Here is a 25,583-nt window from a genome sequence, read left to right as displayed (position 1 = left end):
CCCCGCCTTAGACCAGGAGGGGTTAGGGATGGTTGGACCCGGCACTGCAAATCCTTCCCTGTTTTAAAGTAAGGATAGGGTATTGCTACACACCTCCCAAACCCGTAACTTAACAAGTATAAATCACCCCTATGAAGCCCTCTAATCTCATTCAAGAACGCGTTTATGATTTCCTGAATAAGTACCCGCCTTTTAACCTGATAGAAGAGGCGAAGCTGCGGGAATTAGCCTCTCAGGTACGGGTGCTATACCTGGAGCCGGAACAGGTGCTTTTCTCGCAGGGCGACACGAAGCATGCTTATTTTTACATAGCGCGGCAGGGCTCAGTCAGATTAGAAAAGCGGAGCGAGGAAGGTGAGCTACTCTTGGTGGATGTGTGTGATGAAGGCGATGTTTTTGGAGCACGTGCCCTAATCACTAAAAATAATTATTCCTCTACTGCAACAGCAGCAGAGGAAACGCTTGTTTATGGCGTGCCAACCGAGTTGTTTGAGCCGGTCCTGCATAGTAACCCTGAGGTAGCTCTATACTTTGCAGCCGACTTTGCAGCAGGTGCGCCTATCCAGCAGGGCGGAATGCAGGAGACAAACAGGGCCCGCAAAGGACTCAGGAATAACATGGTTAATCCCTTGCCGCTGCACCTAGAAGATATACTGATTGTAGACAGCACGCAAACTGCCGTTACCTGCCCCCCGGATACTTCGCTGCGTCTGGCAGCACAGATCATGAGCGACAAAGACTCAAGTTTTATGCTGGTGGTAGATGAGCAGAGCTGTCCTGTGGGTATTCTAACGGATACAGACATGAGAAAGCGGGTAGTGGCCGGCCACATCAGCATCAACGATAAGGTTTCGGAGGCAATGTCTTCACCGGTGATCACCATCAAACCAGAGCCGCATATGGCAGAGGCGCTTATTCTCATGATGCGCCATAAGGTGAAGCACCTGTGCATTACAGCAGATGGAACAGCACAGTCGCAGGTGCAGGGTATGCTTACGGAACACGATCTTTTGCTGGCACAGGGCAACAACCCGGCTGTGCTGGTACAGGAGATACGCCTGACGAGAAGCATCGATAACCTACCCGCTATTCGTAGTCAGGCCGAGGAGCTGTTGCAGAAGTACCTGGAGCAGGAAGTAAACATTGCCTTTGTGGCCAACATTGTTACGGAGATCAACGATGCTATTATTGTAAGGGCATTGCAGCATGCTGAAAGTATACTTGGTGAACCGCCGCTCCGCTACTGCTGGCTCTCCATTGGCAGCGAAGGTCGGGAGGAGCAGTTGCTGCGCACCGATCAGGATAATGCGCTGGTGTTTGAGGACAAGCATGCTGCAAGTGAGAAAGAGGCACAGGCATATTTTCTGAAATTAGCCGCTATCGTAAACGAGGTTCTCGAAAAATGTGGCTTTGAGAAATGTCCGGCCAACATGATGGCCAGCAACCCGCAGTGGTGCCAGCCCCTGCACACTTGGAAACAGTATTTTTATACCTGGATTCACGAGCCTACAGAAGAGGCCCTGCTTAATGCGTCTATTTTCTTTGATTACCGGCCTGTTTACGGAGACTCTGATCTTAGCTATCAACTTACGGATTACATTTACGAGCATATACAGCAGGAGCGAATTTTTCTGCCTTACCTGGCAAAGAACGCTTTGCAGAGCCCTCCGCCCCTCAGCTTTTTCCGCAACTTTGTTGTAGAGCGGGGAGGGGAGCACAGAGACCAGTTTGATATTAAGCTGCGCGCCATGGCACCTCTGATAGATGCCGCCCGTGTGCTGACGCTGGATAACCGCATAGCGGGGGAAAACAATACCTTTAAAAGATTTGCCAGGCTGGCAGACCTGGAGCCGCAGAATGCCGCTGTCTACAGAGAGGCAGCCATGGCTTACGAAATTATGATGCGTTTCCGGGCCCAGAACGGACTCAGGAACCAAGACTCCGGACGTTACCTGGACCCATCGCAGCTCAACAAACTGGAGCGACAGACACTCCGCAACACGTTCAAGCCGATCAGTGACTTACAGGAGCTACTGCAGGTGCGGTTTCAACTTAACTATTTCGGCTGATGGTGAATTGGTGGAAAAAGCTGATAGGGAGTGATTATAAGGCATTACCTTCTGATCCTGATTTCTGGAAACTGTACCTGGAAAAGATCAACACACAACCTGCCACAGGCACTGCAATAGAGGAAACTGAATTTGTAGTGTTTGACACAGAGACAACAGGCCTTGATGTAGAGAATGACAGGGTACTGTCTATCGGGGCAGTGAAAGTATTTAACCTGGAAGTGTTGGTGCGGGAAAGCTTTGAGTGTCTGGTACAGCAGGAGGTGGCGCTGGGGAATAAAAGCCCTGAAGTGCATGGAATACTGCCCTCAGAAGTTCAGCAGGGGCTCACGGAACAGGAGGCGCTACAGGCTTTCCTGAATTTTATAGGCAACGCTGTTTTAGTGGGGCACCATGTAAAGTTCGACATAGAGATGCTGGACCAGATTGTCAGGCGCAGTAAGATCAGCGGAAGGATCAGGAACATGCGCCTTGACACAGCCACCCTGGCACGCCGTTTGGAAAAATTTCAGTTTAGCCCGGATAGCTACAACCGTTCTGATTATAGCCTGGATGCCCTCTGTGCCAGGTATAAACTTCCGGCAGAGTCCAGACACACAGCTTCTGGTGATGCGTTTACAACGGCTATACTTCTGCTTAAGCTGCTGAAAAAGGCACAGAAGCGGGGAATAAAGATTTTAGGAGATTTAGTGAAGTAAAAGGTTTGAGTTAAGCCTTATCTTTGCACCAGAATAAGTTCAAGCTATGATCGACGAGACACATAACCCCTGGACCACCCTGTCCAGTAAAGACATTTACCAGAACCCCTGGATTAAAGTGCGCGAAGACCAGGTGCTGAATCCTAAAGGCGGTGAAGGCATCTATGGCGTGGTCAGCATGAAAAATAAGGCCATTGGCATCATTCCCATAGATGATGAAGGCTATACCTACCTGATCGGCCAGTACCGCTACCCGCTCAACGAGTACAGTTGGGAAATTCCTATGGGTGGCGGCTTGATCGAAAATGACATTCTGGAATCAGCTAAGCGCGAGCTGCAGGAGGAGACAGGTTTTACTGCAGCCAAATGGACAAATATCTGCCGGTTGCACACATCCAATTCCGTAACTGATGAAGAGGGCTTTGTTTTTCTTGCGCAGGAACTAAAGGCTGGCGAAACTGCATTTGAAGAGACAGAGGAGCTGCATATTAAGCGTGTTACATTTAAAGAGGCTGTTCGCATGGCTATGAACAACGAAATAACGGATGCGATCAGTGTTGCAGGAATTTTAAAAGCCGCCCTGTTGCTGGAACAACAGGAAAGTAGGAGTAAGTAAAGATATACCAGTAAGGGCTGGCCTTCATTAGTGTAAGCAAACATAAGGCAGCTTGCGAGCAGTTGTACAATGAGGGATAATTCTTACATTTGAAATCATGAAAGCCATCAAATATTTATCACAACGAATCTATACAACCTGGTGTGTTACCTGGTTTGTAGTGCCGTTCGTGGTAACATACCCTTTTCAGGCTTTTCTTATCCGGAGAGAGAAGTGGTATAAGCATGTACATGGCATCAACAGGGCATGGTCTACTGTTTTTCTGCGGATGTTTCTGGCTCCGTTGATAGTGGAGTGGCGCATGAAATTTGACCCAAAGCAGCTCTATATCTTCACCCCTAACCACAGCTCTTACCTTGATATCCCGATGATGCTGCATACCATCCCCGGATTTCTTAACTTTGTAGGGAAAAGCTCGTTGGCAAAGGTGCCGCTTTGGGGTAAAGTGTATAGCAAGCTGTATATTTCCGTAGATCGGAAGAACGCTGTTAGCAGTGCCAAGAGCTACATTAGATCAGTTAAAACACTGGAAGAAGGCCGTAACCTTGTAATTTTTCCGGAAGGAACCATTCCACCGACAGCCGGCGATCAACTGCTGCCGTTTAAGGATGGTCCGTTTAAGTTAGCCATAGAGAAGCAGTTGCCAGTGGTGCCGGTAACCATGCCATACAACCAACACTTTTTACCGGATTTAGACGGAAAACTGAAAGTGCGCTGGCATCCGCTCAAGATCGTGATACACGAGCCTGTAGAAACCAAAGGGATGACAATGGCAGAATTACCTGCCCTTAAAGAGCGGGTTTTTAATATTATTCAATCAGAAATAAAGAGTCATAAACATACGTATGTCAACAGATATTCAGACTATCAGAAAATTAGCACACTTAGCAAGGCTGGAGTTTAACGAAGAGAAGGAGCAGGAAATGCTGCAGGATCTTAACAAGATCCTGAACTGGGTAGACCAGCTACGTGAACTGGATACGGAAAATATTGAGCCTCTTACACATATGTCGCAAGAGATGAACGTTTTCCGTGAAGATGTGGCAGAAAATACTGTTAGCCATGAAAAAGCATTGCTCAACGCACCTAAAAAAGACTCTGATTATTTCCGGGTACCTAAGGTAATGGAATAGTCTGCTGACTTACATATGAATAGAATCAAATTCTGGAAAGGCTGGGATACTGATATTAAGTATCCCTATCTTTTTTTACTCCTGGTAAGCATACTGGCGCTGGTCTTGGGCGTGTACCATTACTTTACAGGAGGAGAATACACCTTTAGCTGGGACAAACTTACAGATTTGCAGGTAGTGCCGGTGCCGGTGCATGAAGTAACGCGCCTGCTGGAAACTTTTACCCTGTCAGTTGACGGATACCTGATTTTTGAGCAGTACGATGTAGCACTGCCAAAGATCAATAAAGTGGCCGCAACGCTTCTGTTAGGAGCGTTGGCTCTCTGTATCGCCTTCTATACAGCGGCAATCAGCACGATGAAGCGGTTAGCATATTTTGGCGGAATGCTCCTGCTGATGCTTTTCCTGGCCACCTTCAATTTCGACCTGCTTGGTGTTTTTGGTAGTGGAGCCAGCCAAACCACCTTACTTGTCAGTATAGCCCTGCTGGCTATAAGCAGCTACTCGTTTCAGGCTTTCTGGCCCCAAACCCCTTTCTCATTGCGTTTGGTTGTGATGATGGGGTTTGTAGCTATACTGGGTACGCTCATTTATAGTGAGGCAGAATTTCCTGCCGAACTTGTTACCATGCATTTGGTAAGCTATAGCAGCATTGGGGTACTGGCGGCTACTGTGTTGTTTATGCTGTGGGTGTCTTATGAAAATATGAATGCGCTGCTCTGGATAAACACGCAGGCAAAGACGCCGGAACGTCGCTTCGGGAGGTGGCAGTTCCTGCTTATCAGCCTGCTGTATCTTTTTAACCTGTTGTTGCTGTACCTGCGCCACATAGGATACCTGAAAGCTGACCTCTTTTACATCAACGGCTATTTTATCTTCTTTTTATCAGTAGTAGCCGGTTTCTGGGGGATGCGGCAGCGGGAGGCGTATTACAAACACCTGTTCCTGTTCCGGCCTACAGGAGCTATCCTGTACCTGGTATTTGCTACGTTTGCATTCTTGAGTATTGGTTATGCTTTTGCAACAGCCAACGATTCACTGACCGTGCTTTACCACGACCTGATTATTTATACCCACCTGGCCTTTGGTTCCGGCTTCTTTATTTACATCCTGATAAACTTTGGTGGCCTTCTGGAGCAGCGCCTGCCAGTTTATAAAGTGGTTTATGAACCGAAACGTTTCTCCCTTTTCTCCTTTTTCCTGATGAGCCTGATGGTGTGTGCTATTCTGGTAATGCGTACACAGTATCGTTCTTATTTTTATGCACAGGCGGGTTATTACAACTACCTGGGAGACTTATACACGGCCTCAGGAAACGATATCCTGGCACAGCGTTTTTATCAGGAAAGTGATCTTTATGATGTTAATAACGTGAAGGCTAACTATAGTTTAGCTTCATTGTCACGGCAGACGGATCAGCGTAACAACGAAATCCTGTACCTGAAGGAGGCGCTGGAAAAGCGTCCTAACCCGAAGCTTTATATCCGTTTGGCTAATCTGTATGATGAGAAGCAGTACTTCTTTGAGAAGATGTATGTGTTGCAGGAGGGGATAGAGAAGTTTCCGGAAAGTGCTGAGATTTATAATAACCTGGCGCTAATGTATGCCCAGACAAGTGTGCAGGATAGTACCGATTACTATTTCAGCCTGGCCCAGAAGTATGCTTCTAACGAGGATTTTGTTCAGAGTAACAGGTTGGCTTACTATACCCGCCAGGCAATGCTGGAGCCAGCGAAGGAGCTGCTGCACGAGAGCCGAAAGGGGAAATACAAGACCTTGCGAAGTAATACGGCTACTCTTCGTCAGTTATTAGGTTTGGAGCCCGGGGATAAGGAGGCCTTTATGCCAGATTCACTTAAAGCCATTGAAGATCTTACGCTGTTCTATAACCAGACCCTTAGCAGGCTGAATGAAGGCGATACTGCCAGGCTGGCTCCAATAAACCGATATTTGTCTTCTCCCGAAAATCAGATCTTTTTTGAAGACCTGCTTTATCTGAAAGCTTTAGTACATCATTACAATGGCCGGGCCAGGGAAGGAAGAAGAATTTTAGAGAACCTTGCGCTGCAGGCAGAGTCGCGGAGTGGGTACTATTATGATGTTCTGGGGCAATGGATGCTGGAGGAGAAGAACTTTAAGGCAGCCGCGGCTTATTTTAAACTGGCGAAAGACAGGGGGAATAAGCAGGCGTTCTTGTCGGAGGGGTATGCGCATGCATTGGCAAATGAGCCTCGTGAAGCCGTAGAGGCCTTGAAGGAGGTTGGTTTTACAGAAAATGAGGCCGCGGTTGCTGTTGCCCAGGATCTGATTGCAGTTTTGGAGCAGGATGTACAAACTATTCTGGCCGAAGCGCCGGATAAGGATAAGGTGCAGTATCTTATTTCTAATCTGCCTGAGTTAAGCCTGGAGGACATTAATGCACTTGTACAGGCGGTGGAAGAAAAGGAGCTGAAAAGGCGCGCTCTTTTGGCCCGTGTAGATTACCTGATGGGGAAGAAGAAATGGAAGGCCGCCTACGATGCCATACAGGATGCCTCTACTAAGTTACAGGCAGAAGGAGAGTTAAGGTCAGCACTTAACTTAAACCAACTAAAGCTGTGGCTGTATACAGAGAAGTATGATGTACTGTTGAGCAAAATGGACCAATTGTATCTTACAGATAGAGATAAACGCCAGCGCTTGTACTTTAAAGCCCGAGTTGCAGAGGCACGGGGACGTACGGAAGAAGCGGCATCTAAGTATGAGCAGGCGCTCGCAATGCTTATCTATGATGAGGAGGTAGTGTTAGCAGCTGCCCGTTTCTTTGATAAAAACACACCAAAAAGTGAGAAGGCTTATAATATCTTGCTTAGCGGTATCACCTATAATCCTTACTCTTCTGAACTGTACAAGGCTTATGCACTTGAGAGCCTGGATCAGGGGTTATATTCGTATGCAGATCAGGCGCAACAGACGTTGCAGCGCTTGCTTCCTGCCACGGAATATAGTACTTTTATAGAGAAATTAGACAAAAAACGCCAGGAAGTGGAGACACGCGCCAATAACTGGCAACTTTGAAAAAAGACCATATGAGCGTTATCATCGAAACTCACGACATCTCCAAAATTTACCGCATGGGTGCTGAGACCATCCACGCGTTAAATTCTGTGTCTATCAAGATCAGCAAAGGGGAGTATGTTGCATTTATGGGACCGTCAGGCTCTGGAAAGTCTACGCTCATGAACATTATCGGCTGCCTGGATACTCCAACAGGCGGGCAGTACATCCTGAATGGGCAGGATGTGAGTAATATGTCTGATAATGAGCTGGCAGAGGTACGCAATAAAGAGATTGGGTTTGTTTTCCAGACATTTAACCTTTTACCCCGGCAGTCTTCTCTGGATAACGTTGCACTGCCTTTGATTTATGCAGGGTATAACAAAAGCGCAAGAGAAGAAAAAGCGCAGCTTGCCCTGGAAAGTGTAGGCCTTGGCAATAGAGGCAAGCACAAACCTAATGAGTTGTCAGGTGGTCAGCGGCAGCGTGTAGCCATTGCAAGGGCTCTGATCAATAACCCGAGCATTATTCTTGCCGATGAGCCTACAGGTAACCTGGATACGAAGACCTCCTATGAGATCATGGAGCTTTTTGAAAACCTGCATGCCAAAGGGAACACCATTATTATGGTGACGCACGAAGAAGATATTGCCAGGTATGCCCACCGTATTGTTCGAATGCGCGACGGATTGATAGAATCCGATGAGATGAACAAAGATGTGGTTACAGCGGGTAAACTTCATTCAGAACACACCAGCTAAATGAAAATTTATACTAAGACAGGCGACAAGGGGAGTACTTCACTCATCGGAGGAACCCGTGTGGCTAAGTCAGATCTTCGCATAGAGGCCTACGGCACTGTAGATGAACTAAACTCCTATATCGGTCTTGTACGGGACCAGGAGGTGAATAAAAGCCGCATGGATGTGCTGAAAGAGATTCAGGACAGGCTATTTACCATTGGAGCTTTACTGGCTACTGATCCTGATAAGTCTAAAATGAAAACTCCAGATCTGCAGGAGGAAGACATTACACTGCTGGAGAAAGAGATAGACTCCATGACAGCAGAAGTGCCTCCGCTTCGTGCTTTCGTCTTACCGGGCGGGCATCAGTCCGTATCGTTTTGCCATGTTGCCCGTTGCGTTTGCCGCAGGGCCGAGCGTTTAGCAATACGGCTTCAGCAAGTGGCGGAGGTAGATGATCTGGTGATAAAATATTTGAACAGATTGTCTGACTACCTGTTTGCCCTTTGCCGTAAAATGACCCAGGAGTTAGGGGCCGAGGAAGTGGTCTGGAAACCCCGGGTCTAAAGCGAATTAAATCGAAACCAATTAATTACAATGTCAGTGGATATGCTAACCATACCGGCGAAATGTGTTACCGAATCGCGCATTTCAGAACTGGACTTCAATAACATTGAATTCGGGAAAATCTTTGCAGACCACATGTTAGTGGTGGATTATAAAGATGGAGAGTGGCAGCAGCCTGAAATACTACCTTATGGGAACCTGGCCCTTAGCCCTGCTACATCGGCAATACATTATGGCCAGTCAGTTTTTGAAGGTATGAAAGCCTACAAAGATGCCAATGGCGATATTCTCCTTTTTCGCCCGCTCGAGAACTACAAGCGCCTGAACATCTCGGCTGAACGTATGTGCATGCCCGAGCTGCCCGAAGATATTTTTATGCAGGGGCTGGAGCAATTGCTGCGCATGGATGCTGCCTGGGTACCGCCAACTGACGGTTGTGCCTTATACATTCGTCCGTTTATGTTTGCCACCGATGACTTTATCGGGGTACGTCCATCCTCCAGTTACAAGTTCGTTATTTTTACCTGCCCGGTGGGTGCCTATTATGGTCAGCCGCTGAAAGTAGCCATAGAGCCAAAATACGTCCGCTCAGCAGAAGGTGGAGCTGGCTATGCCAAAGCAGCAGGTAACTATGGAGCGGCACTGTTGCCGGCCCGTAAAATGCAGGAGAAAGGCTACCATCAGCTGATCTGGACCGATGCGAAGGAGCACAAGTTTATTGAAGAATCGGGCACAATGAACGTAATGTTTGTAATTGATGGAAAACTGATAACTCCACCCGTTAGCACAACTATTCTCAAAGGTATTACCCGCGACAGTGTTCTTACACTCGCCCGCGATCTTGGCTATACTGTAGAGGAGCGTAAAGTTTCTGTTGATGAGCTGGTAGAGGCGCATAAAGCTGGTAAACTGCAGGAGGCTTTTGGTACAGGTACTGCGGCAACTGTAGCCCAAATTGCAACCATACATTATAATGGTGCAGATATGGACCTGCCAGCCGTAGAGACGCGTGAAATATCAAACAGAGTTGCTGCTGAGCTGGAAAAAGTTAAAACAGGCAGAGCGGCAGACACGCATAACTGGGTATACCGCATCAGCCTGTAAGGATGATTACCTTTTAAGAGATGCTGGAGTATAAGCAACAGTTTATGCTTCAGCATTTTCTCGTTTAAAAAGAACTATAACCACAACAACGCGAATGACAACTGAGCAATTAAAAGAGTTGAAGGCCCGAGTAGAGGCCTTGAGGAGGTACCTTTGACTACGATGCTAAAAAGGAGCAGGTAGAAGAGACAGAGAAGCAAACTACTGCACCAACTTTCTGGGATGATCCAAAGGAAGCGGAGAAAATTCTGAAAGAGATTAAATCTGTGAAAGTATGGACAGACCACTATGATGAAGTAGAAAAAACAGTTTCTGATTTTGAGGTCTTATTCGATTTTTACAAAGAAGGAGATGTCTCTGAAGAGGATATTCAGCAGGAATACAAAAAAGCTGAGGAAGCAGTAGAAGGCCTTGAGTTTAAGCGAATGCTGAGCGGCGAGGAGGATCAACTCAGTGCAATACTGGAGATAAACCCCGGTGCAGGCGGTACAGAGAGCCAGGATTGGGCTGAAATGCTGATGCGCATGTATATTATGTGGGCAGAGTCGCATAAGTTTGGAGTAAAGCAGATTAACTATAATGCTGGTGAAGGGGCTGGGATAAAGTCTGCCACGCTGGAAATTACCGGTGACTTTGCTTACGGGTACCTGAAATCAGAAATTGGGGTACATCGCTTGGTGCGCATTTCCCCTTTCGACTCTGGTGGCCGAAGACATACTTCCTTTGCATCTGTGTTTGCCTATCCGGTAGTAGACGATACTATAAATATCGAGATCAACCCATCCGATATTGAATGGGATACGTATAGGGCCGGTGGTGCCGGTGGCCAGAACGTAAACAAAGTGGAAACTGCCGTGCGTCTGCGCCACAAACCATCAGGTATTGTTATTGAGTGCCAGATAGAGCGTTCGCAACTCATGAACAAAGAGCATGCGCTACGTATGCTGAAGTCACGCCTCTACCAGATAGAAATGGAGAAGCGCAACGAAGAGCGTGATCGCATTGAGAGCACTAAAAAGCGTATTGATTTTGGTTCACAAATACGTAACTACGTGCTGCACCCATACAAGCTGGTGAAAGATATACGCACAGGAGTGGAGCGATCTGATGTGCAAAATGTGTTGGATGGAGACCTTGACGAGTACATTAAGGCTTTTCTAATGCAGGCTTAGGCTTTTTTTATATAAAAAATAAAGCAGCAGCGGGCGGTTACTTTTGTGACCGCCCGCTGCTGCTTTATGATAGTTTTAGTTTAGATTCTTCGAAGAAGACTTGCTTAATTAGGTATAGTTTATATAACTGATTTATACAGAGATAAGGTAATAAATAGTACAGCTATATATAGGATAAGATAGAAAGAAATAGAATTATTCATATGTTGGTATTGTTGGGAAAACCTTTAACTAGTTATTTATTAAGTATATGTATATTAAAATAACCATATTAATGATATAACTTATTGCGCATTTGTTTTAACCTTTTTCATCTGTTGCATCGTAGATACTCTTTGTAATGTTGTATCATTAAATCAAACAATAGTTATGAAAAGAGGTCTACTACTGACCCTTATATTGGCAATACTACTGTCAATAGAGGGTTTTTCACAAGGTACCACGACTGTAACAGGTAAAGTAATTGATCAGGAAACTGGTCAGCCATTGCCTGGTGTAGCCGTTCTGGTGAAAGGAACGAACATTGGTACTACAACAGGAGCACAAGGAGAGTTCTCTCTGAATGTACCTGCCCCTGCAGCTACAAAATCCCTTGTTTTTAGATATATTGGCTATACCAATATAGAAAGAACAATAGGAAACCAGAGCATAATAGATGTAGGGCTTGTATTGGACACCAAACAATTAAGCGAAGTTGTTGTAACAGCTTTTGGTGTAGAGAGAGAGCAGAAAGCACTAAGCTATTCTGTGCAGCAGATTGAAGGCGATAAGCTAAACAGGGCAAATCAGCCAAACGTTACCAATGCTATTCAGGGTAAAGTGGCAGGTGTGATTGTACGCCAATCTAGCGGCTTGCCTGGGTCCTCTGCAACAATTACCATACGAGGTAACCGTTCATTTACAGGTAACAACCAACCGCTGTATGTGATAGACGGTATGCCTATCGAAAGTAATGCTTCGTTTGCTACAGGTGTAAGTGGCACGGATGCTTCTTCGCGAGCCCTGGACATCAACCCAAATGACATTGAATCGATCTCCGTTTTGAAAGGTGGTGCAGCCGCTGCCCTTTATGGTGTTCGTGCCTCAAATGGTGTGGTAGTAATTACTACTAAGAAAGGTAAAGGATTAGATGCAGGCCGAAAAGGTGCAACCGTGAGTCTTGCTTCTGATTATTCTTATGATGAAGTTTCAATACTTCCTGACTTGCAAGATGAATTCGCACAAGGGTCAGGTGGCGTGTACAATAATACAACTTCTTTATCCTGGGGACCGCGAATTAGTACTTTAGGCACTATTACAAACGCCATAGGTGAAACGGTGCCAGCCCAGGTGTATGATAACGTGGAGCCATTCTTTGAGACAGGCCATACCTTTACAAACGCTGTAACTGTAGCGAACAACGGTGATTTTGGTAATTATGCTGTAACTGTTGGTTATACAGACCAAGAGGGTATCATTCCTACCACTGGTATGGAGCGCTTTAATGGTAAAGTAGCAGGGGATTTGAAGGTAGCTCCGAAGGTAACCCTTGGTGTATCTGCAAACTTCTCAGATGTACATGTAGACAAGGTGCCAGGTGGATCTAACCTTTCTAACCCTCTATTTACTTTATATGCTGCACCACGAACATTTGACTTATTTGGTCTGCCATTTGCAGATCCAAATAACCCTTTCAAGCAGATAAGCTATCGTAGCGGCTTTGATAACCCTCGCTGGGCAATTGCAAATAACGTATTTTTCGAGGATACCCGTCGCTTTATCGGATCAGCAAATGCTATTTATAAACCTACTGATTGGATTAGTATAAGTTACAGACTTGGTAACGACTTCTTTATAACAGACGGGCAGGAGATTTATGAGTTAGGGTCAGGCTTTACTGGAGGTAGAACAACTATTCCGTCAGGTGGACAGATAAATGACTATTCATTTACACAAACTCAGATAAACTCTAACCTATCAGCAAGTTTCGTAAGAGATATTACTGAAGATATCAATGTTAACTTACTCATAGGTAATGAAATTTATGATATCAGAAGCCGCTTGCTGAACAACTTAGGTCAAGGTATTCAATTAGGAGGTTTAAAGAATATCGGAAATACAACTGTTCAGACTACTGCTGAAACTATTAGCAGAAGGAGAGTGGCCGGATTTTATGCTAACTTAGAAGTAGGTTATAAGAATTATCTTTTCTTAAATGGTTCTGCCCGTCAGGATTATGTCTCTAACCTTGCCCGTGGAAATAGAGACTTCTTCTACCCATCTATTGGTGTTGGTTTTGTATTTACAGATGCTTTCGGAATTGATAATGACTGGCTCGACTTTGGTAAGATCAGAGCTTCTTATGCAGAAGTAGGACAGGCACCTGATGCGGCATTTATCACCAGGAACACATTCATTGCAGGTGGTGCGGGGTCTGGATTCTTGAACGATGGTGTATCATTCCCTTTCAGAGGTGTAAGTGGTCGTACGTTGGAAAATACACTTAACTCGCCTGAATTAAGACCTCAGAATACCAAAACAATTGAATTTGGTGGTGACTTCAGGTTCTTTGCTAATCGTTTGGTGTTCGATTATACCTACTATATCCAGAATACAACTGATCAGATCTTCACCGTTCCTATATCACCTGCCGCAGGCTTCCAGTTTGAAAGACGAAATGCAGGTGAGCTTGAGACAACAGGACATGAATTAATTGCAACCGTTATTCCTGTCAGAAATGAAAATTTCCAGTGGACGTTTACAACTAACTACACCTCTTATGATAACGAAGTAATTGAATTAGCTCCTGGCGTAGAAAACATCTTCTTAGGAGGCTTCGTGACTCCAAACATCAGGGCTGAGGCTGGAGCTGCTTATCCGATTATTTTTGGATCATCTTATGTGAGAGATGATGCAGGAAACATTGTTGTTGACAGCCGACAGACTGTTAACGGCACTGCGAATCCATATTATGGTATGCCATTAGTTGGTGAATTTAAAAACATTGGTAATGTTCAACCTGATTTTGAGATGTCTTTCATCAATGGTATTGATTATAAAGGATTCGGTTTAAGTGCGCAGTTAGATTGGCGTAAGGGAGGTAACATGTATGCGGGTAATACACGCCTCCTTAAATTGTATGGTATGGATGAGATAACAGAAGATCGTTTGTCACCTGTAGTCATTGGAGGAACGAAAGGGTTTGTTGATGCAGATGGGAATCTTGTAGTAGAAGGCAACAATGATATTGAAATAATCAGGGGGCAAACCTTCTGGCAGGATAGAATGGATGCGATTACCGAATCCAATGTTTACTCAACAAGCTTTGTTCGTTTAAGAGAAGTGGCGTTAAGTTATTCGTTGCCTAACTCCCTGCTAGATAGAACACCGTTCAGGACCGCTTCTTTGTTCGTAACAGGTAGAAATCTGTTTCTGATCTCTGACTATCCAAATTTCGACCCTGAGACGAACGTAGGCGGCTCAGGTAACTTCCAGGGGCTAGAGTATGTGTCATTACCACAAACAAGAAGCTATGGCCTTGGATTAAAAGTATCATTCTAACCGAAAAGAGAAAAATCATGAAGACAAAAAATATATTCAGTTTATTCGCTGCTTTTGGGCTACTGTTTAGTGTCAGCTCATGCAGCGACGATAAACTAGATGAGATCGACACAAACCCCAATGCACCGCAGGATGTTTCAATAAGCTTGTTAATGCCACAGGTTACACTTAACATTCCAACCGCTGTACATGGTGTAGACCTAGCGTGGTATTCTTCTGTATTTGTAAGACATACTGCCGGCGTGCATGCCCAGTTGCAGCAGGCAGACAGAAGATCTGACCTTGAAAACCCGACGTTAGTTAATAACGTGTGGAACAACATCTTTGCAGGTGTGTTGCCAGATCTGAACCTTATTATCCTGAAGGGTTCAGAAGGCGGTACTGAGCCAGGTAAACCAATACACGTTGGTATTGCAAAGGTGCTGAAAGCTTATACAATTTCTGTGGCCACAGATGCCTGGGGTAGAGTACCTTACTCAGAAGCAGGACTGGGTAGTGAAAACCGCCAGCCTGTGTTTGATCAGCAGCAGCAAATTTATATGGAGATGTTTGAGTTGTTGGATGAGGCAATCGCTAACCTACAGGAGCAGGGGCCAACACCAGGTAACACTGATCTGATTTACAGTGGAAATGCCCAGAAGTGGATACGAGCAGCTTATTCTCTAAAAGCGAGGTACTGGATGAGGTTAACTAATGTTAATGATGCCGCTGCTCAAAATGCACTAGATGCTGCTGCACAGGGCTTCCGGAATGCTGCAGATAACTTTACATTTAATATGTATGTGTCTACTGCTATCGGTGAGCACCCTTGGTTCCAGGAGGCAAACGACCGTGGCCACCATGCTGTTAGCGAAAGATTTATTGAAACACTTGAAAATTTAAATGATCCACGTCTTTTAGCATTGGTAGCGCCTGTACCAGGCAAAGGTGAAATCATCGGAGCTCCTAATGGAACAAATACAAATGACCAGGCAGGCAATTTGTTCTCTGATGTGAGAAGTCCACTTGTTCCGGGTTTAGCACCTCCTTATGTATTGGAAGCTACTTCTCCAATGCCTTTGATGACTTATGATGAGCTTAAATTTATACAGGCAGAGGCTTATTTAAGACTAGGCCGCTTACAGGAAGCCTTTACAGCCTATAGAGAGGGTATCAGAGCTGCTATGAACCGTCAGACTGAATTAAGTGATGCTGTTATTACAGCATACCTTAACAATCCAGCGTTGCCACAGACACCTGCAGCGCTAAACTTAGATGAGATTATCAGGCAGAAATGGATCGCATATTTCTACTTCCAGCCGTTCGAGGCTTATAACGACTGGAGAAGAACAGGTTTCCCTACTTTTATAGCTGATCATCCGATATCTGCACCGCCACTACGTTTCCCTTATCCTTTAAGTGAGCGTGATGCAAATGCAGTTAACGTTCCGGATGTAAACATCTACACCAACGGAGTTTGGTGGGATGATGGCACAGAAGACTAAAAATTTCATTACCCTGTTTCAGCCACCATATTTAAGCTGAAACAGGGTAATGAAAAATTCGCTAGAATAGTAGCGAGTAAAATGAAAGTATAATATTAAAGTTTAATGATATGAAAATAAATAACTACCTATATAGTCTTTTGGCAGCTTCAGTAGGGTTATTCCTCTTTAGTTGTGACGAGGAGGATTCCTCTCCAGTTCCTGAATTTAATGCTGTCCCTGGCTCAGTAGAGCTCCGAACAACAACCGGCACACGCGATACAATTTCTGTACTGGAAGACGCCGGTTCTGTAAAAATACCGGTGGATCTAGTTTCAGATCCTATAGCAGCTCCTGTAACAGTGAACTATACCGTCACAGGAGCTTTATCTGCAACAGGAACAGCTGTAATACCGGCAAATGCATCAAGTGCCACCATTGAAATTCCTATTCCAGATAACAAAGCAATCGATGCTACTCGTTTTGCAACTGTAACGCTCACAGGTGCTGACAATAACCTGCGGATAGGTAGAAACGGGAGAGGAGTTACGAAGGTGATTAGAATAAGAGATAATATTCAAACTATTAGTTTTTCAACCACAGGGGCGACGGTAACAGAAGCGCCAAATAATCCGATTGTAAAAATTCCTGTTACTGTCTCCAACACCTTGAGAACTGCAGTAAGTGTTGCCTATACTGTTACACCAGTGGCCGGTAATACAGCAACTAACTTTCAGGTTGTTTCCCCCAACCCACTTACTTTACAAGCTGGTGTTAAGACGGACACCATCCGGGTTAGGATAATGAACAACCTGGAACGTAATATGAATAATAGATTTGAGGTGAAGATCACATCGGTTACTCCGGCATCTGCTGATGCAGAGATTAATTTTAATACAAGTAAGTCAACGTTTACTGTGACGGTGAACGATGATCTGCGAACTGTAGCGTTTGTGAACGAGGCAACGCCACAGGTTATCACCTCTGCTAGAACGGTCAACTCGGAGATTAGACTTAGTGAACCAAGCACCAGACCTGTTACAGTGAACTACACAATTACAGGCGGAACAGCAGGAGTTGATTATGTTGACAACACAGGTGGACGTCTTACCATACCCGCCGGTGCGACAGTTGGAAACATAAACATTGAGTTCTTGAATGCAGCCTTTGGCATGAATCCGAACAAAAACATTAGAGTAAACCTTGTATCTGTGGAAGGTGAAGACAGAGAGGTTGTTTTAGGAAGCAACAACGTATTAAATTTTGAACTAGAGTAAGAGAATAAGCGCTCTTTACCAAAAATGAGGCCTTAGTTGATTTAATCAGCTAAGGCCTCATTTTTTTGCGGATTTTGTTCTTTTTCTTTGCAAGTCCTTCATTTTATTAATAAAAAAGTATCTCCTTGATCAGAGTGTTAGTGGATAGCAAAACATAGCACACTCTTGTGAAGCTTGGTTTTTCTGGGTTTAGGTATAAGAAATATGTCTGTTCGTCGAAAAATAATTCTTTCCTACTATTGCTTTTGAATTTATTCGTCGATATTATTGGTGCAAGATTAGATCTTCTTCAGGAACACGAGTTGATTCGTGAGGGATGAAAGAAAGATGAAGGCCTGTCCAATTCCTTTTATTTATAGTGCTGTGTCTGTTGTAGAGCGCACCACTATAAAACAACAATTTTCCATTTAATTCTTAATAGATAGTTTTTATAAAGAGCCTAAACTCTTTATAAGCTCTGGTATATGCCAGTTTTTGCGCTCCGAAAAAGGGTGCAGGGAAATCTATTGCCTATAAAAAAGACTCTAAAACTTTTACTAACTATTACCTATTATTCACCTTAATTTCAAACAATTAAATGAGAAAGCTTTTACTCATGAGTTTTGTTCTGATGTTCACGCTACTGAATCAGGTAGTTGCTCAGAGCAAAACGGTTTCTGGTACTGTTACAGACCAGACAACATCGCAGGGGCTGCCAGGGGTTGCAGTCATTGTTAAAGGAACTACTGTGGGTACAACCACAGGTGCAGACGGCTCTTATTCTATTAATGTGCCTGCTGGTTCTAGCACGTTAGTGTTCAGATTTATTGGTTATCAGACAATAGAAAAGTCTGTAGGTAACGCTGGTACAATAAACGTTGCGTTGGCAACTGACCAGAAACTACTTGATGAGGTAGTTGTAGTTGGTTATGGTACACAGCTTAAGAAAGACGTAACTAGCTCCATATCACAAGTTAAAGGTTCTGAAATTGCGAACATCGCTACTCCAAGCTTTGACCAGCAGTTAGCAGGTCGTGCTACGGGTGTGCAGGTAACGCAGCCTTCAGGTATCCTGGGAGCCGCTCCTACCATTCGTATCCGTGGTGTGAACTCAATTACTGGTGGTAACTCTCCTCTGATAGTTGTAGATGGTGTACCGGCATTCTCTGGCAACGCCGGTGGATTTACTCCAGCTAACACCCTAGGTGATATTAACCCTGCTGACATTGAGTCTTTTGAAATTCTTAAGGACGGTGCTGCGACTGCGATCTATGGTTCCCGTGCATCGAATGGTGTTATCCTGATTACTACTAAAAAAGGTAAGACGGGCCAGGTTCGCTTTAACTACGATAACTATGTAGGTGTGGCAGAGGCTGTTAAGCTTTATGACCTGCTTGATGCGAAGCAGTTTGTTGAGATCTCAAATGAGAAATATGCAGCAATCGGCTCACCGGCACAGGCTTTCATGGATAGTGAAGGAACAAACACAAACTGGAACGACTATGTTTTCAGAAGTGCTTTGCAGCAGAACCACGTATTTTCTGCTTCAGCAGGTACTGACAAAACAAAATACTATGTGTCTTTAGGTTACTCTAACCAGGAGGGTATTGCCAGGCCAAATGAATTAACCCGTTATACGTTCAGATCTAACTTAGATCAGCAAGTGACAGAGTGGTTAAACTTCGGTATTTCTGCAGGTTTAACCAGCCAGAAAAACGAAGGTCCTTTAACAGGTTCTAATAACCTATCTGGTAACACATTCGCTGTAATGCGCCAGTTGCCTAACGTTAAAGTTTACAACCCGGAAGACCCAACAGGTTATAACATTGACGCCTCAGACAGAAGATCTCTTGGCCGTGGCGCTAACTTAATCACTATCTCTGATGGTATTCCTAACCTGCGCTTTGTACTTGACAACAACGTGCGTAGAGCTGTTACTTACCGTGGTTTAGGTAATGCTTATCTTGATGCTAAGATAATTGATAATCTGCGTTTCAAGACATTGATCGGTATTGATGCCAGTTTTGCAGATGACTTCTCGTTCACAGATCCTCGCCACGGAGATGGTTACTCATCTTCAGGTACCCTTACGCAGGCTTTCTCACCAGCTATACGTTGGAACTGGCAGAACATCTTGTCTTATAGCAAGTCGTTTAACGATGTGCACAATTTTGATGTAACGGCTGTTGCTGAATACACTAAGACAAGAAGCTCATTTTTACAAGCAGGAGCTTCTGGCCTGTCTGACAGATTCTTCAGTGAAAACCTGATCAGTGGTACCTATGCTAACCAGTTTGCAGATGGTGGACTGACTGAAAACGGTCTGGCTTCTTACTTAGGTCGTATCAATTATAACTACAAGAGCAAATATTACCTGGGTGCATCTGTTCGTGCAGATGGTCTTTCTAAACTTCCTGAAGAAGGACGTTGGGGTTACTTCCCGGCAGTTTCATTTGCATGGCGTGTGTCTGAAGAGGCTTTCTTCAAAAATTCAGATGCTCTTAGCTTCATCAACGACTTACGTATCAGAGGTAGCTTTGCAGAAGTGGGTAACACAGAAATTACGGGAGGTAACTACCCGTACATTGGTAGCTTTAGTTCAGCACAGTACGGTTCTCAAAATGGTATCTCATACAGTAACATATTTAACCCTAACCTAAAATGGGAATCACAGAAAATCTATGATGCAGGTATTGACTTATCTGTACTGGATGGCCGTATGAACTTTGTAGTTGCGTACTGGAGAAAAGACAATTTTGACAACGTACTAGGTGCCCCTACTGCACCATCTTTAGGCCTACCGGACAACCGTGTTATTAAAAACATCGGTAACATCACAAACAGCGGTTTTGAATTCTCTTTAAATAGCACAGTAATTGATAAAGGTGCATTTACCTGGACTTCAAACTTTAACTTCTCTACACAGCGTAACGAAGTTACTAAGCTGGTAGACGGTCAGGATATCTTCAACACCTACACAATTGTTCGTGAAGGAGAATCTATCAACTCTCTTTTTGGCTATACTTATAAAGGTGTTAACAATGCTAACGGTAACCCAATTTACCAAAAAGCCGACGGTACACTTGTACAGGGTAATATTACCAACAATACATACTATGTGTATGATCCGGCTAACCCATCTGCTTTGACTACTAAGTCTTCTTTAACAGCAGCTGACAAATCAATCCTAGGTAGCGCATTGCCTACCTGGTTTGGTGGTTTTGATAACCAGTTCCGCTATGGCAACTTTGATTTAGGTGTATTCTTCCGTTATTCTGGTGGTAACCTGATCATGAACCGTACGCGTCAGGACTTGTTAAGCATGAACTTCGTGAACAACGGTACTGAGATACTGAACAGATGGCAGAGCCCTGAGAAGCCTGGTGATGGCCAGACTCCTCGCCTTGAAGCTGGTAACGGAGGTTTCATAAACAGAGATAATGAAACGTTGACTCGTTTTGTTGAAAAAGGAGACTACCTGAAACTTAGCAACGTAATGCTTGGCTATAACCTGCCTACAGAGTTGTTAAACAAAACCAGATTTAACAAAGCCAGAGTGTTTGCACAGGTGCAGAACGCGCTTACTTTCACAGAGTATTCTGGCCTGGATCCTGAAACTAACACTGGCATAGGTGTTGACTTCAATGGTAACCCTCAGCAGCGTGTATACACAGTAGGTGTAAACATTGGTTTCTAATCAATCTTTAAATTGAATTACTACAATGAAAAATAAATTTTTCGCCAATAACAGATTGAGACTAGCAGTAACAGTTCCTGCATTGGCTCTTTCACTTATGTTCTCTTCTTGCGATAAAGAAGTAACAGACCTACAGCCTTATGATAGATTAACTGAAGCAACTGCATTTGAAACACCAGAGCGTGCAGAGTTGGCTATGGCAGGTGTGTATGATGCTGCACAAAGTGGTTTCTATTTGGGTGGTGCCGTACGTGGTTATCCTTTTGGAGCTGCATCAATTGAGCAAGGTGATATGCGCGGTGAGGACATGCTGAATGTGGCAACTTTCTACGCCATCACTTATGGTGCTACCTATAATGCATCTTCAGCAAACAATCAGTACATGTGGGAGACACTGTATGGCCTGATCAACAAAGCTAATGTTGTGATTGAAGGTGTACAGGCAGCTGCTACAAGAGGAGTTATCACAGCTGAAAAAGCGAAGACTTTTGAAGCTGAGTCTCGCTTCCTGAGAGCGCTGGCACACCACGAGCTTTTAGTACATTTTGCAAGGCCTTACAAGCATACGGCAGATGCATCTCATGCGGGTGTTCCTTACAGAACTGTAGCTGTGAACACACCTGCAAGAATAGAAGAAGTTAAAGTTCATGGAAGAAACACAGTAAAAGAGTCTTACGACAAGTTGATTGAAGACCTGACTTTTGCTGAAGCAAACTTGCCTGAGACAAGAGCTGGTAGCCTTAAAATTTCACGTGCTACAAAAGGTGCTGCAATTGCTCTTAAAACTCGTGTACTTCTGCACAAAGGCGACTATGCTGGTGTAATTACAGAGGGTAATAAAATTATTAGCACAGCAGCACCGTTCACTAGCCCTATAGGTAGTTATAAGCTTGAATCTCAGCCAGATGTGCCTTTTGCAAGCTACGCTAATAATAAAGAGTCTGTGTTCTCTATTGAGAACAGTTCAACAGATAATGCCGGTGTGAATGGTGGTTTGCCAGCTATGTATGGTGTTTCTCCAGCACGTGGTCTTGTGGCAATCAGCCCGATCATCTACAATGCTTCTTTCTGGAAAGCAAATGACTTGAGAAGAACACTGTTGACTACTAACAATGGTCGTGCGTTCTATTTGACAAAGTACCGTGATGCAGCAACAAACTCTGATTATGCTCCGCTAATGAGATATTCTGAAGTGCTGTTGAACGTAGCCGAAGCCATTGCGCGTACCACTACTGGTGCTGATGCTCGTGCTGTTGATTTACTGAACGCTGTTCGTAACCGTTCTGTGACAACAGTAGCTGATCAGTTTACTGCAGCAAGTTTTGCTACTAGCAACGATCTTATTCAGGCGATTCTTAATGAGCGTAGAATTGAGTTCTTAGGTGAAGGACGCAGATGGTCAGACATCCATCGTCTTGCAAAAGACCCTGTATTCAGTACAGGTGGTGTTCCTGCGAAAGTTGCTTACACAAATACTAAATTCGTTACTTGGGCTGCTGCAAGTGGTACTGTAGATGCAGCTACTTTAAAAATAGCTGCTGTACCTTACGATGATTATCGTTTTGTGTGGCCATTGCCAATTACTGAGGTAAATGCTAACCCGGTTCTAGCTGCTCAGCAAAACCCTGGTTACTAGTTTAATAATCTGAACTTTTAAAAAGCCCGCCGTCGTTTTGATGGCGGGCTTTTTTGTTTGTGGTTGATTACCTTTGTATATGCTTTTACCTAACTATAGCGGTTATACTTTTGAGGCGGGCATTGATGAGGCTGGCAGAGGCTGCCTGGCCGGACCCGTAGTGGCAGCTGCAGTTATTCTGCCTGCTGATTATGCTCACCCCTTGCTGAACGATTCCAAGCAGCTGAAAAAGAAGCAGCGGGAACAGATTAGGGAAGATATACTGAAGGATGCAGTTGCCTGGGCAGTAGGGGTGGCAAGTCCTGCAGAAATAGATGCAAATAATATTTTAAATGCTACCTACCTGGCAATGCACCGGGCAATAGAGGGCTTAAAGCTGGCGCCAGAATACCTTATTGTGGATGGTAACAGGTTTAAAACGACACTTAGTACCCCACACGCCTGTATTGTAAAAGGAGATGGGAAGTACTTATCTATCGCAGCGGCTTCAGTTTTAGCTAAAACCTACCGGGATGATTGCATGTGCCAACTAGCTGAAGAGTATAAAGAGTATAGCTGGGAACAAAATGCAGGTTACCCTACAAAAGTACACAGGGAAGCAATTGCCTTGTATGGTGCTACACCTCACCACCGGCAATCATTTACCCTGCTGCCAAAACAGCTCGGGCTATTCAGTTAAATTTATTTCTGCTGCTTCTCTTTACTCCAGAAGCTTACTTCAATTTAATAAGGTCCAGGAATAAGCTGAAGCTATCCAGAGAGGAAGGTCCTTTTTCGAAAGTGTCAAATGTGAGGGGCTTTTCTATGTATCCTGATACGTTCAGACGCTGAGCAGCCATACGGTCTGCCTCCTCATTTGAAGTAGTCATGATGAATACAGGAATGTGGATGAATTCTGGCTCTCTGCGAAGCTCTTCCAGGAATTCAAGACCATTCATTTTTGGCATGTTAATGTCCAGGAGAATAACGCTCGGGGCAGGGGATATTTTCTCTGTGCCTTCACCGCGTAACATATTCAGGGCTTCACGGCCGTTTCTTGCAACATGGATAGGATGCTCTATGTTTATCTTCTTTAACTCTCTCTCCACGTTCATAATATCCAGGTAGTCATCTTCTACTAACAGGATATTGGTCACATTCTCGGTCATAGTATTGGTGCTAAATGTTGCGTTGATACAAAACTACTAAAATTATATTTCTTCTGCCTCGTGTTTAGGCCAGGTAAATGTAAAAGTTGAACCCTGCCCCGGCTGGGATGTCAGCCAGATGGTTCCTCCTTGCCACTCTATTATCTTTTTAACGATTGTTAACCCTACACCGGTACTTTCCATGGCATCGCGTTCCTGCAGTGTCTGGAAAATAACGAAAATCCGGTCATGGTAATTCGGGTCAATACCCGGACCATCGTCAGAGACAGAGAACACGTGGAAGTTATCTGTTTCGTGATACCTGACGCTGATAAGGCCTTGTTCTTTATCATGGTATTTTATGGCATTGCTTATCAGGTTGCTGAAAACCTGCTGTAACTGGACGCGCACAGTATGTAGTATCGGTAAGTTATCCTGAATATCGATGGTGAAATTCCTGGATGGTGCTATCATGTCCACTGTTTCAGCTAACAGCTCGTTTACATCAACAACTTCCTCAATCTGGTTTGTACGGCCTATGCGGGCCAAAGCGAGTATACCGTTGATCAGGTTTTCCATACGGTGTACCCGTACCCGCATCATCATAAGATACTCCTGCACATTTGGCGGTAACTTTGAACCCATATCTTCTTCCACCCAGCGGGAGGCTACCTCTATGCCCCTTAAAGGAGCCTTAAGGTCATGAGACACAACATAGGCAAACTGATCCAGTTCCTTGTTTTTCCTGTCTAGTTCTGAAAACGTTTCGTCAATCGTGGTAGACATTCTGTTCAGAGAGTGAGACAGTTGACTGAGCTCATCATTAGAGGTATCAATGATCTGCGTCTTGAAATCCCCTTTGGATATTTGCTCAGCAAGCTTCACCATTTTAATAATCCGGTCTGTAATCAGCTTCGTGATATAGTAAGCCCAGCCCAGACCCAGAATTACAGAAAGCATGGTAAGTATAGTGGAAACCTGGCGGGTTGTATCAATACTTTGGTTCAGACGCTGCCGGCGATCCTCCCGTACCTTATACTCATAAGCATTGAATTCTTTAAAAGCCGTACGTATGGAGTCAGTAACTGCTTTCTCGCCTAACACCAGGCGATCAACTTTGCCTCCAATGTATACATCATCCGTTATTTTGTCGCTCCGAACCATTATGATCAAGGGTTCTGCAAACTCCTCCTGAAACCTTTGTTGCAGCCTCATGATCTCATTGATGTTTCTAATTTGATCAGGGGAGTTGTTTACATACTTCTTGGTTTCCTCGAATAAATTGCCCAGTTGTTCTTTGGCCTGAACATAAGGCTGCAGAAAGGTCTCGTTCCCATTAAGAAGATAACCACGCAAGCCGGTTTCCATGTCAATGATATTCCGCTGCAACGCTGCCGAGTTCCTAACCACAATCTGAGACTGTTGTACCCATTTTGAGTTCTGGATCACATCTTCAGAAAGCTGGAAGTTAACGATGGCAACAGCCGTAAAAAGCACCGAGATCAGAACGAACCCGACAAATAACTTTACTGATAATTTCATGAACGTACTATACCTTACACAAAGAAGAGACCACTAAGCTATAGTATAGTGGTTGCAGTAACAAAAACCTTTTTAGCTGCACTGCTTCAAACAGTCAGGATTTGGTTAAATAGATGCTGGCAAATACTACTAAATGTTAAGCAGGGGGTATATGTACTGATAAATGGGTGAAAATTTTAGGTGA

At 44.4% G+C, this 25,583-nt stretch carries 18 protein-coding genes; 16 read left to right on the top strand and 2 right to left on the bottom strand.

Annotation, left to right across the window (positions count from 1 at the left end; all coding sequences use genetic code 11):
* The first annotated feature begins 131 nt into the window (after positions 1 to 131).
* The 16 genes from ACFSRY_RS07695 (at position 132) to ACFSRY_RS07620 (ending at position 23,409) form a co-directional block, all read left to right on the top strand.
* A complete protein-coding gene (locus ACFSRY_RS07695; protein ID WP_377504906.1) occupies positions 132 to 2,069 on the top strand; it encodes a DUF294 nucleotidyltransferase-like domain-containing protein in 1,938 nt (645 codons plus the stop codon).
* Positions 2,069 to 2,767: a 3'-5' exonuclease gene (locus ACFSRY_RS07690; protein WP_377504903.1), complete on the top strand. Its 699-nt coding sequence runs from the start codon at positions 2,069 to 2,071 to the stop codon at positions 2,765 to 2,767. The genes ACFSRY_RS07695 and ACFSRY_RS07690 overlap by 1 nt, the downstream gene beginning before the upstream one ends.
* Before the next feature lie 46 nt (positions 2,768 to 2,813).
* Positions 2,814 to 3,383 (top strand): NUDIX domain-containing protein, encoded by a 570-nt coding sequence (locus tag ACFSRY_RS07685; RefSeq protein ID WP_377504900.1) that lies wholly within the window; start codon positions 2,814 to 2,816, stop codon positions 3,381 to 3,383.
* 97 nt (positions 3,384 to 3,480) lie between these two features.
* Positions 3,481 to 4,287 carry a lysophospholipid acyltransferase family protein gene (locus ACFSRY_RS07680; RefSeq protein WP_377504897.1) on the top strand — a complete coding sequence of 269 codons (807 nt, stop codon included), beginning with the start codon at positions 3,481 to 3,483 and terminating at the stop codon, positions 4,285 to 4,287.
* A complete protein-coding gene (gene gatC / locus ACFSRY_RS07675; protein ID WP_377504894.1) occupies positions 4,229 to 4,516 on the top strand; it encodes an Asp-tRNA(Asn)/Glu-tRNA(Gln) amidotransferase subunit GatC in 288 nt (95 codons plus the stop codon). Before ACFSRY_RS07680 ends, gatC begins: the two co-directional genes overlap by 59 nt.
* A 15-nt stretch (positions 4,517 to 4,531) precedes the next feature.
* Positions 4,532 to 7,573, top strand: a complete 3,042-nt coding sequence (locus tag ACFSRY_RS07670; RefSeq protein WP_377504891.1) for a hypothetical protein — start codon at positions 4,532 to 4,534, stop codon at positions 7,571 to 7,573.
* 11 nt (positions 7,574 to 7,584) lie between these two features.
* Positions 7,585 to 8,313 (top strand): ABC transporter ATP-binding protein, encoded by a 729-nt coding sequence (locus ACFSRY_RS07665; RefSeq protein ID WP_377505133.1) that lies wholly within the window; start codon positions 7,585 to 7,587, stop codon positions 8,311 to 8,313.
* Positions 8,314 to 8,862 (top strand): cob(I)yrinic acid a,c-diamide adenosyltransferase, encoded by a 549-nt coding sequence (locus ACFSRY_RS07660; protein ID WP_377504888.1) that lies wholly within the window; start codon positions 8,314 to 8,316, stop codon positions 8,860 to 8,862.
* Between the two features lie 30 nt (positions 8,863 to 8,892).
* Entirely contained in the window at positions 8,893 to 9,966 is a 1,074-nt protein-coding gene (locus ACFSRY_RS07655; protein WP_377504885.1) for a branched-chain amino acid aminotransferase, read from the top strand.
* A gap of 94 nt (positions 9,967 to 10,060) precedes the next feature.
* Positions 10,061 to 11,138 (top strand): peptide chain release factor 2 gene (gene prfB, locus ACFSRY_RS07650; protein ID WP_377504882.1). Its coding sequence is split into 2 segments (ribosomal slippage): positions 10,061 to 10,120 and positions 10,122 to 11,138, totalling 1,077 coding nucleotides; the frame shifts between segments, so codons are not numbered across the junction.
* A 369-nt stretch (positions 11,139 to 11,507) separates the two neighbouring features.
* Entirely contained in the window at positions 11,508 to 14,678 is a 3,171-nt protein-coding gene (locus ACFSRY_RS07645; RefSeq protein WP_377504879.1) for a SusC/RagA family TonB-linked outer membrane protein, read from the top strand.
* Positions 14,679 to 14,695: 17 nt separating this feature from the next.
* On the top strand, positions 14,696 to 16,162 hold the full coding sequence (locus tag ACFSRY_RS07640; protein ID WP_377504876.1) for a SusD/RagB family nutrient-binding outer membrane lipoprotein: 1,467 nt from the start codon (positions 14,696 to 14,698) through the stop codon (positions 16,160 to 16,162).
* 110 nt (positions 16,163 to 16,272) lie between these two features.
* Complete coding sequence (locus ACFSRY_RS07635) at positions 16,273 to 17,418, top strand: Calx-beta domain-containing protein (RefSeq protein WP_377504873.1); 1,146 nt, start codon at positions 16,273 to 16,275, stop codon at positions 17,416 to 17,418.
* A 577-nt stretch (positions 17,419 to 17,995) separates the two neighbouring features.
* Positions 17,996 to 21,094 (top strand): SusC/RagA family TonB-linked outer membrane protein, encoded by a 3,099-nt coding sequence (locus tag ACFSRY_RS07630; RefSeq protein WP_377504870.1) that lies wholly within the window; start codon positions 17,996 to 17,998, stop codon positions 21,092 to 21,094.
* Between the two features lie 25 nt (positions 21,095 to 21,119).
* On the top strand, positions 21,120 to 22,730 hold the full coding sequence (locus tag ACFSRY_RS07625; protein ID WP_377504867.1) for a RagB/SusD family nutrient uptake outer membrane protein: 1,611 nt from the start codon (positions 21,120 to 21,122) through the stop codon (positions 22,728 to 22,730).
* Between the two features lie 79 nt (positions 22,731 to 22,809).
* Entirely contained in the window at positions 22,810 to 23,409 is a 600-nt protein-coding gene (locus ACFSRY_RS07620; RefSeq protein ID WP_377504864.1) for a ribonuclease HII, read from the top strand.
* Between the two features lie 34 nt (positions 23,410 to 23,443).
* Here the strand turns inward: ACFSRY_RS07620 and ACFSRY_RS07615 are convergent, their stop codons facing one another.
* Both ACFSRY_RS07615 and ACFSRY_RS07610 read right to left on the bottom strand, forming a co-directional pair.
* Positions 23,444 to 23,878 (bottom strand): response regulator, encoded by a 435-nt coding sequence (locus ACFSRY_RS07615; protein WP_377504861.1) that lies wholly within the window; start codon positions 23,876 to 23,878, stop codon positions 23,444 to 23,446.
* Between the two features lie 42 nt (positions 23,879 to 23,920).
* On the bottom strand, positions 23,921 to 25,399 hold the full coding sequence (locus tag ACFSRY_RS07610; RefSeq protein ID WP_377504858.1) for a sensor histidine kinase: 1,479 nt from the start codon (positions 25,397 to 25,399) through the stop codon (positions 23,921 to 23,923).
* Positions 25,400 to 25,583 lie beyond the last annotated feature (184 nt).

Origin of the sequence: Pontibacter locisalis (assembly GCF_042684605.1) — a bacterium.
In the GTDB taxonomy this organism is placed as follows: Bacteria; Bacteroidota; Bacteroidia; order Cytophagales; family Hymenobacteraceae; genus Pontibacter; species Pontibacter locisalis.
The sequence above is the reverse complement of the archived record's forward strand: the minus strand, read 5'-3'. Positions and strand labels throughout refer to the sequence as shown.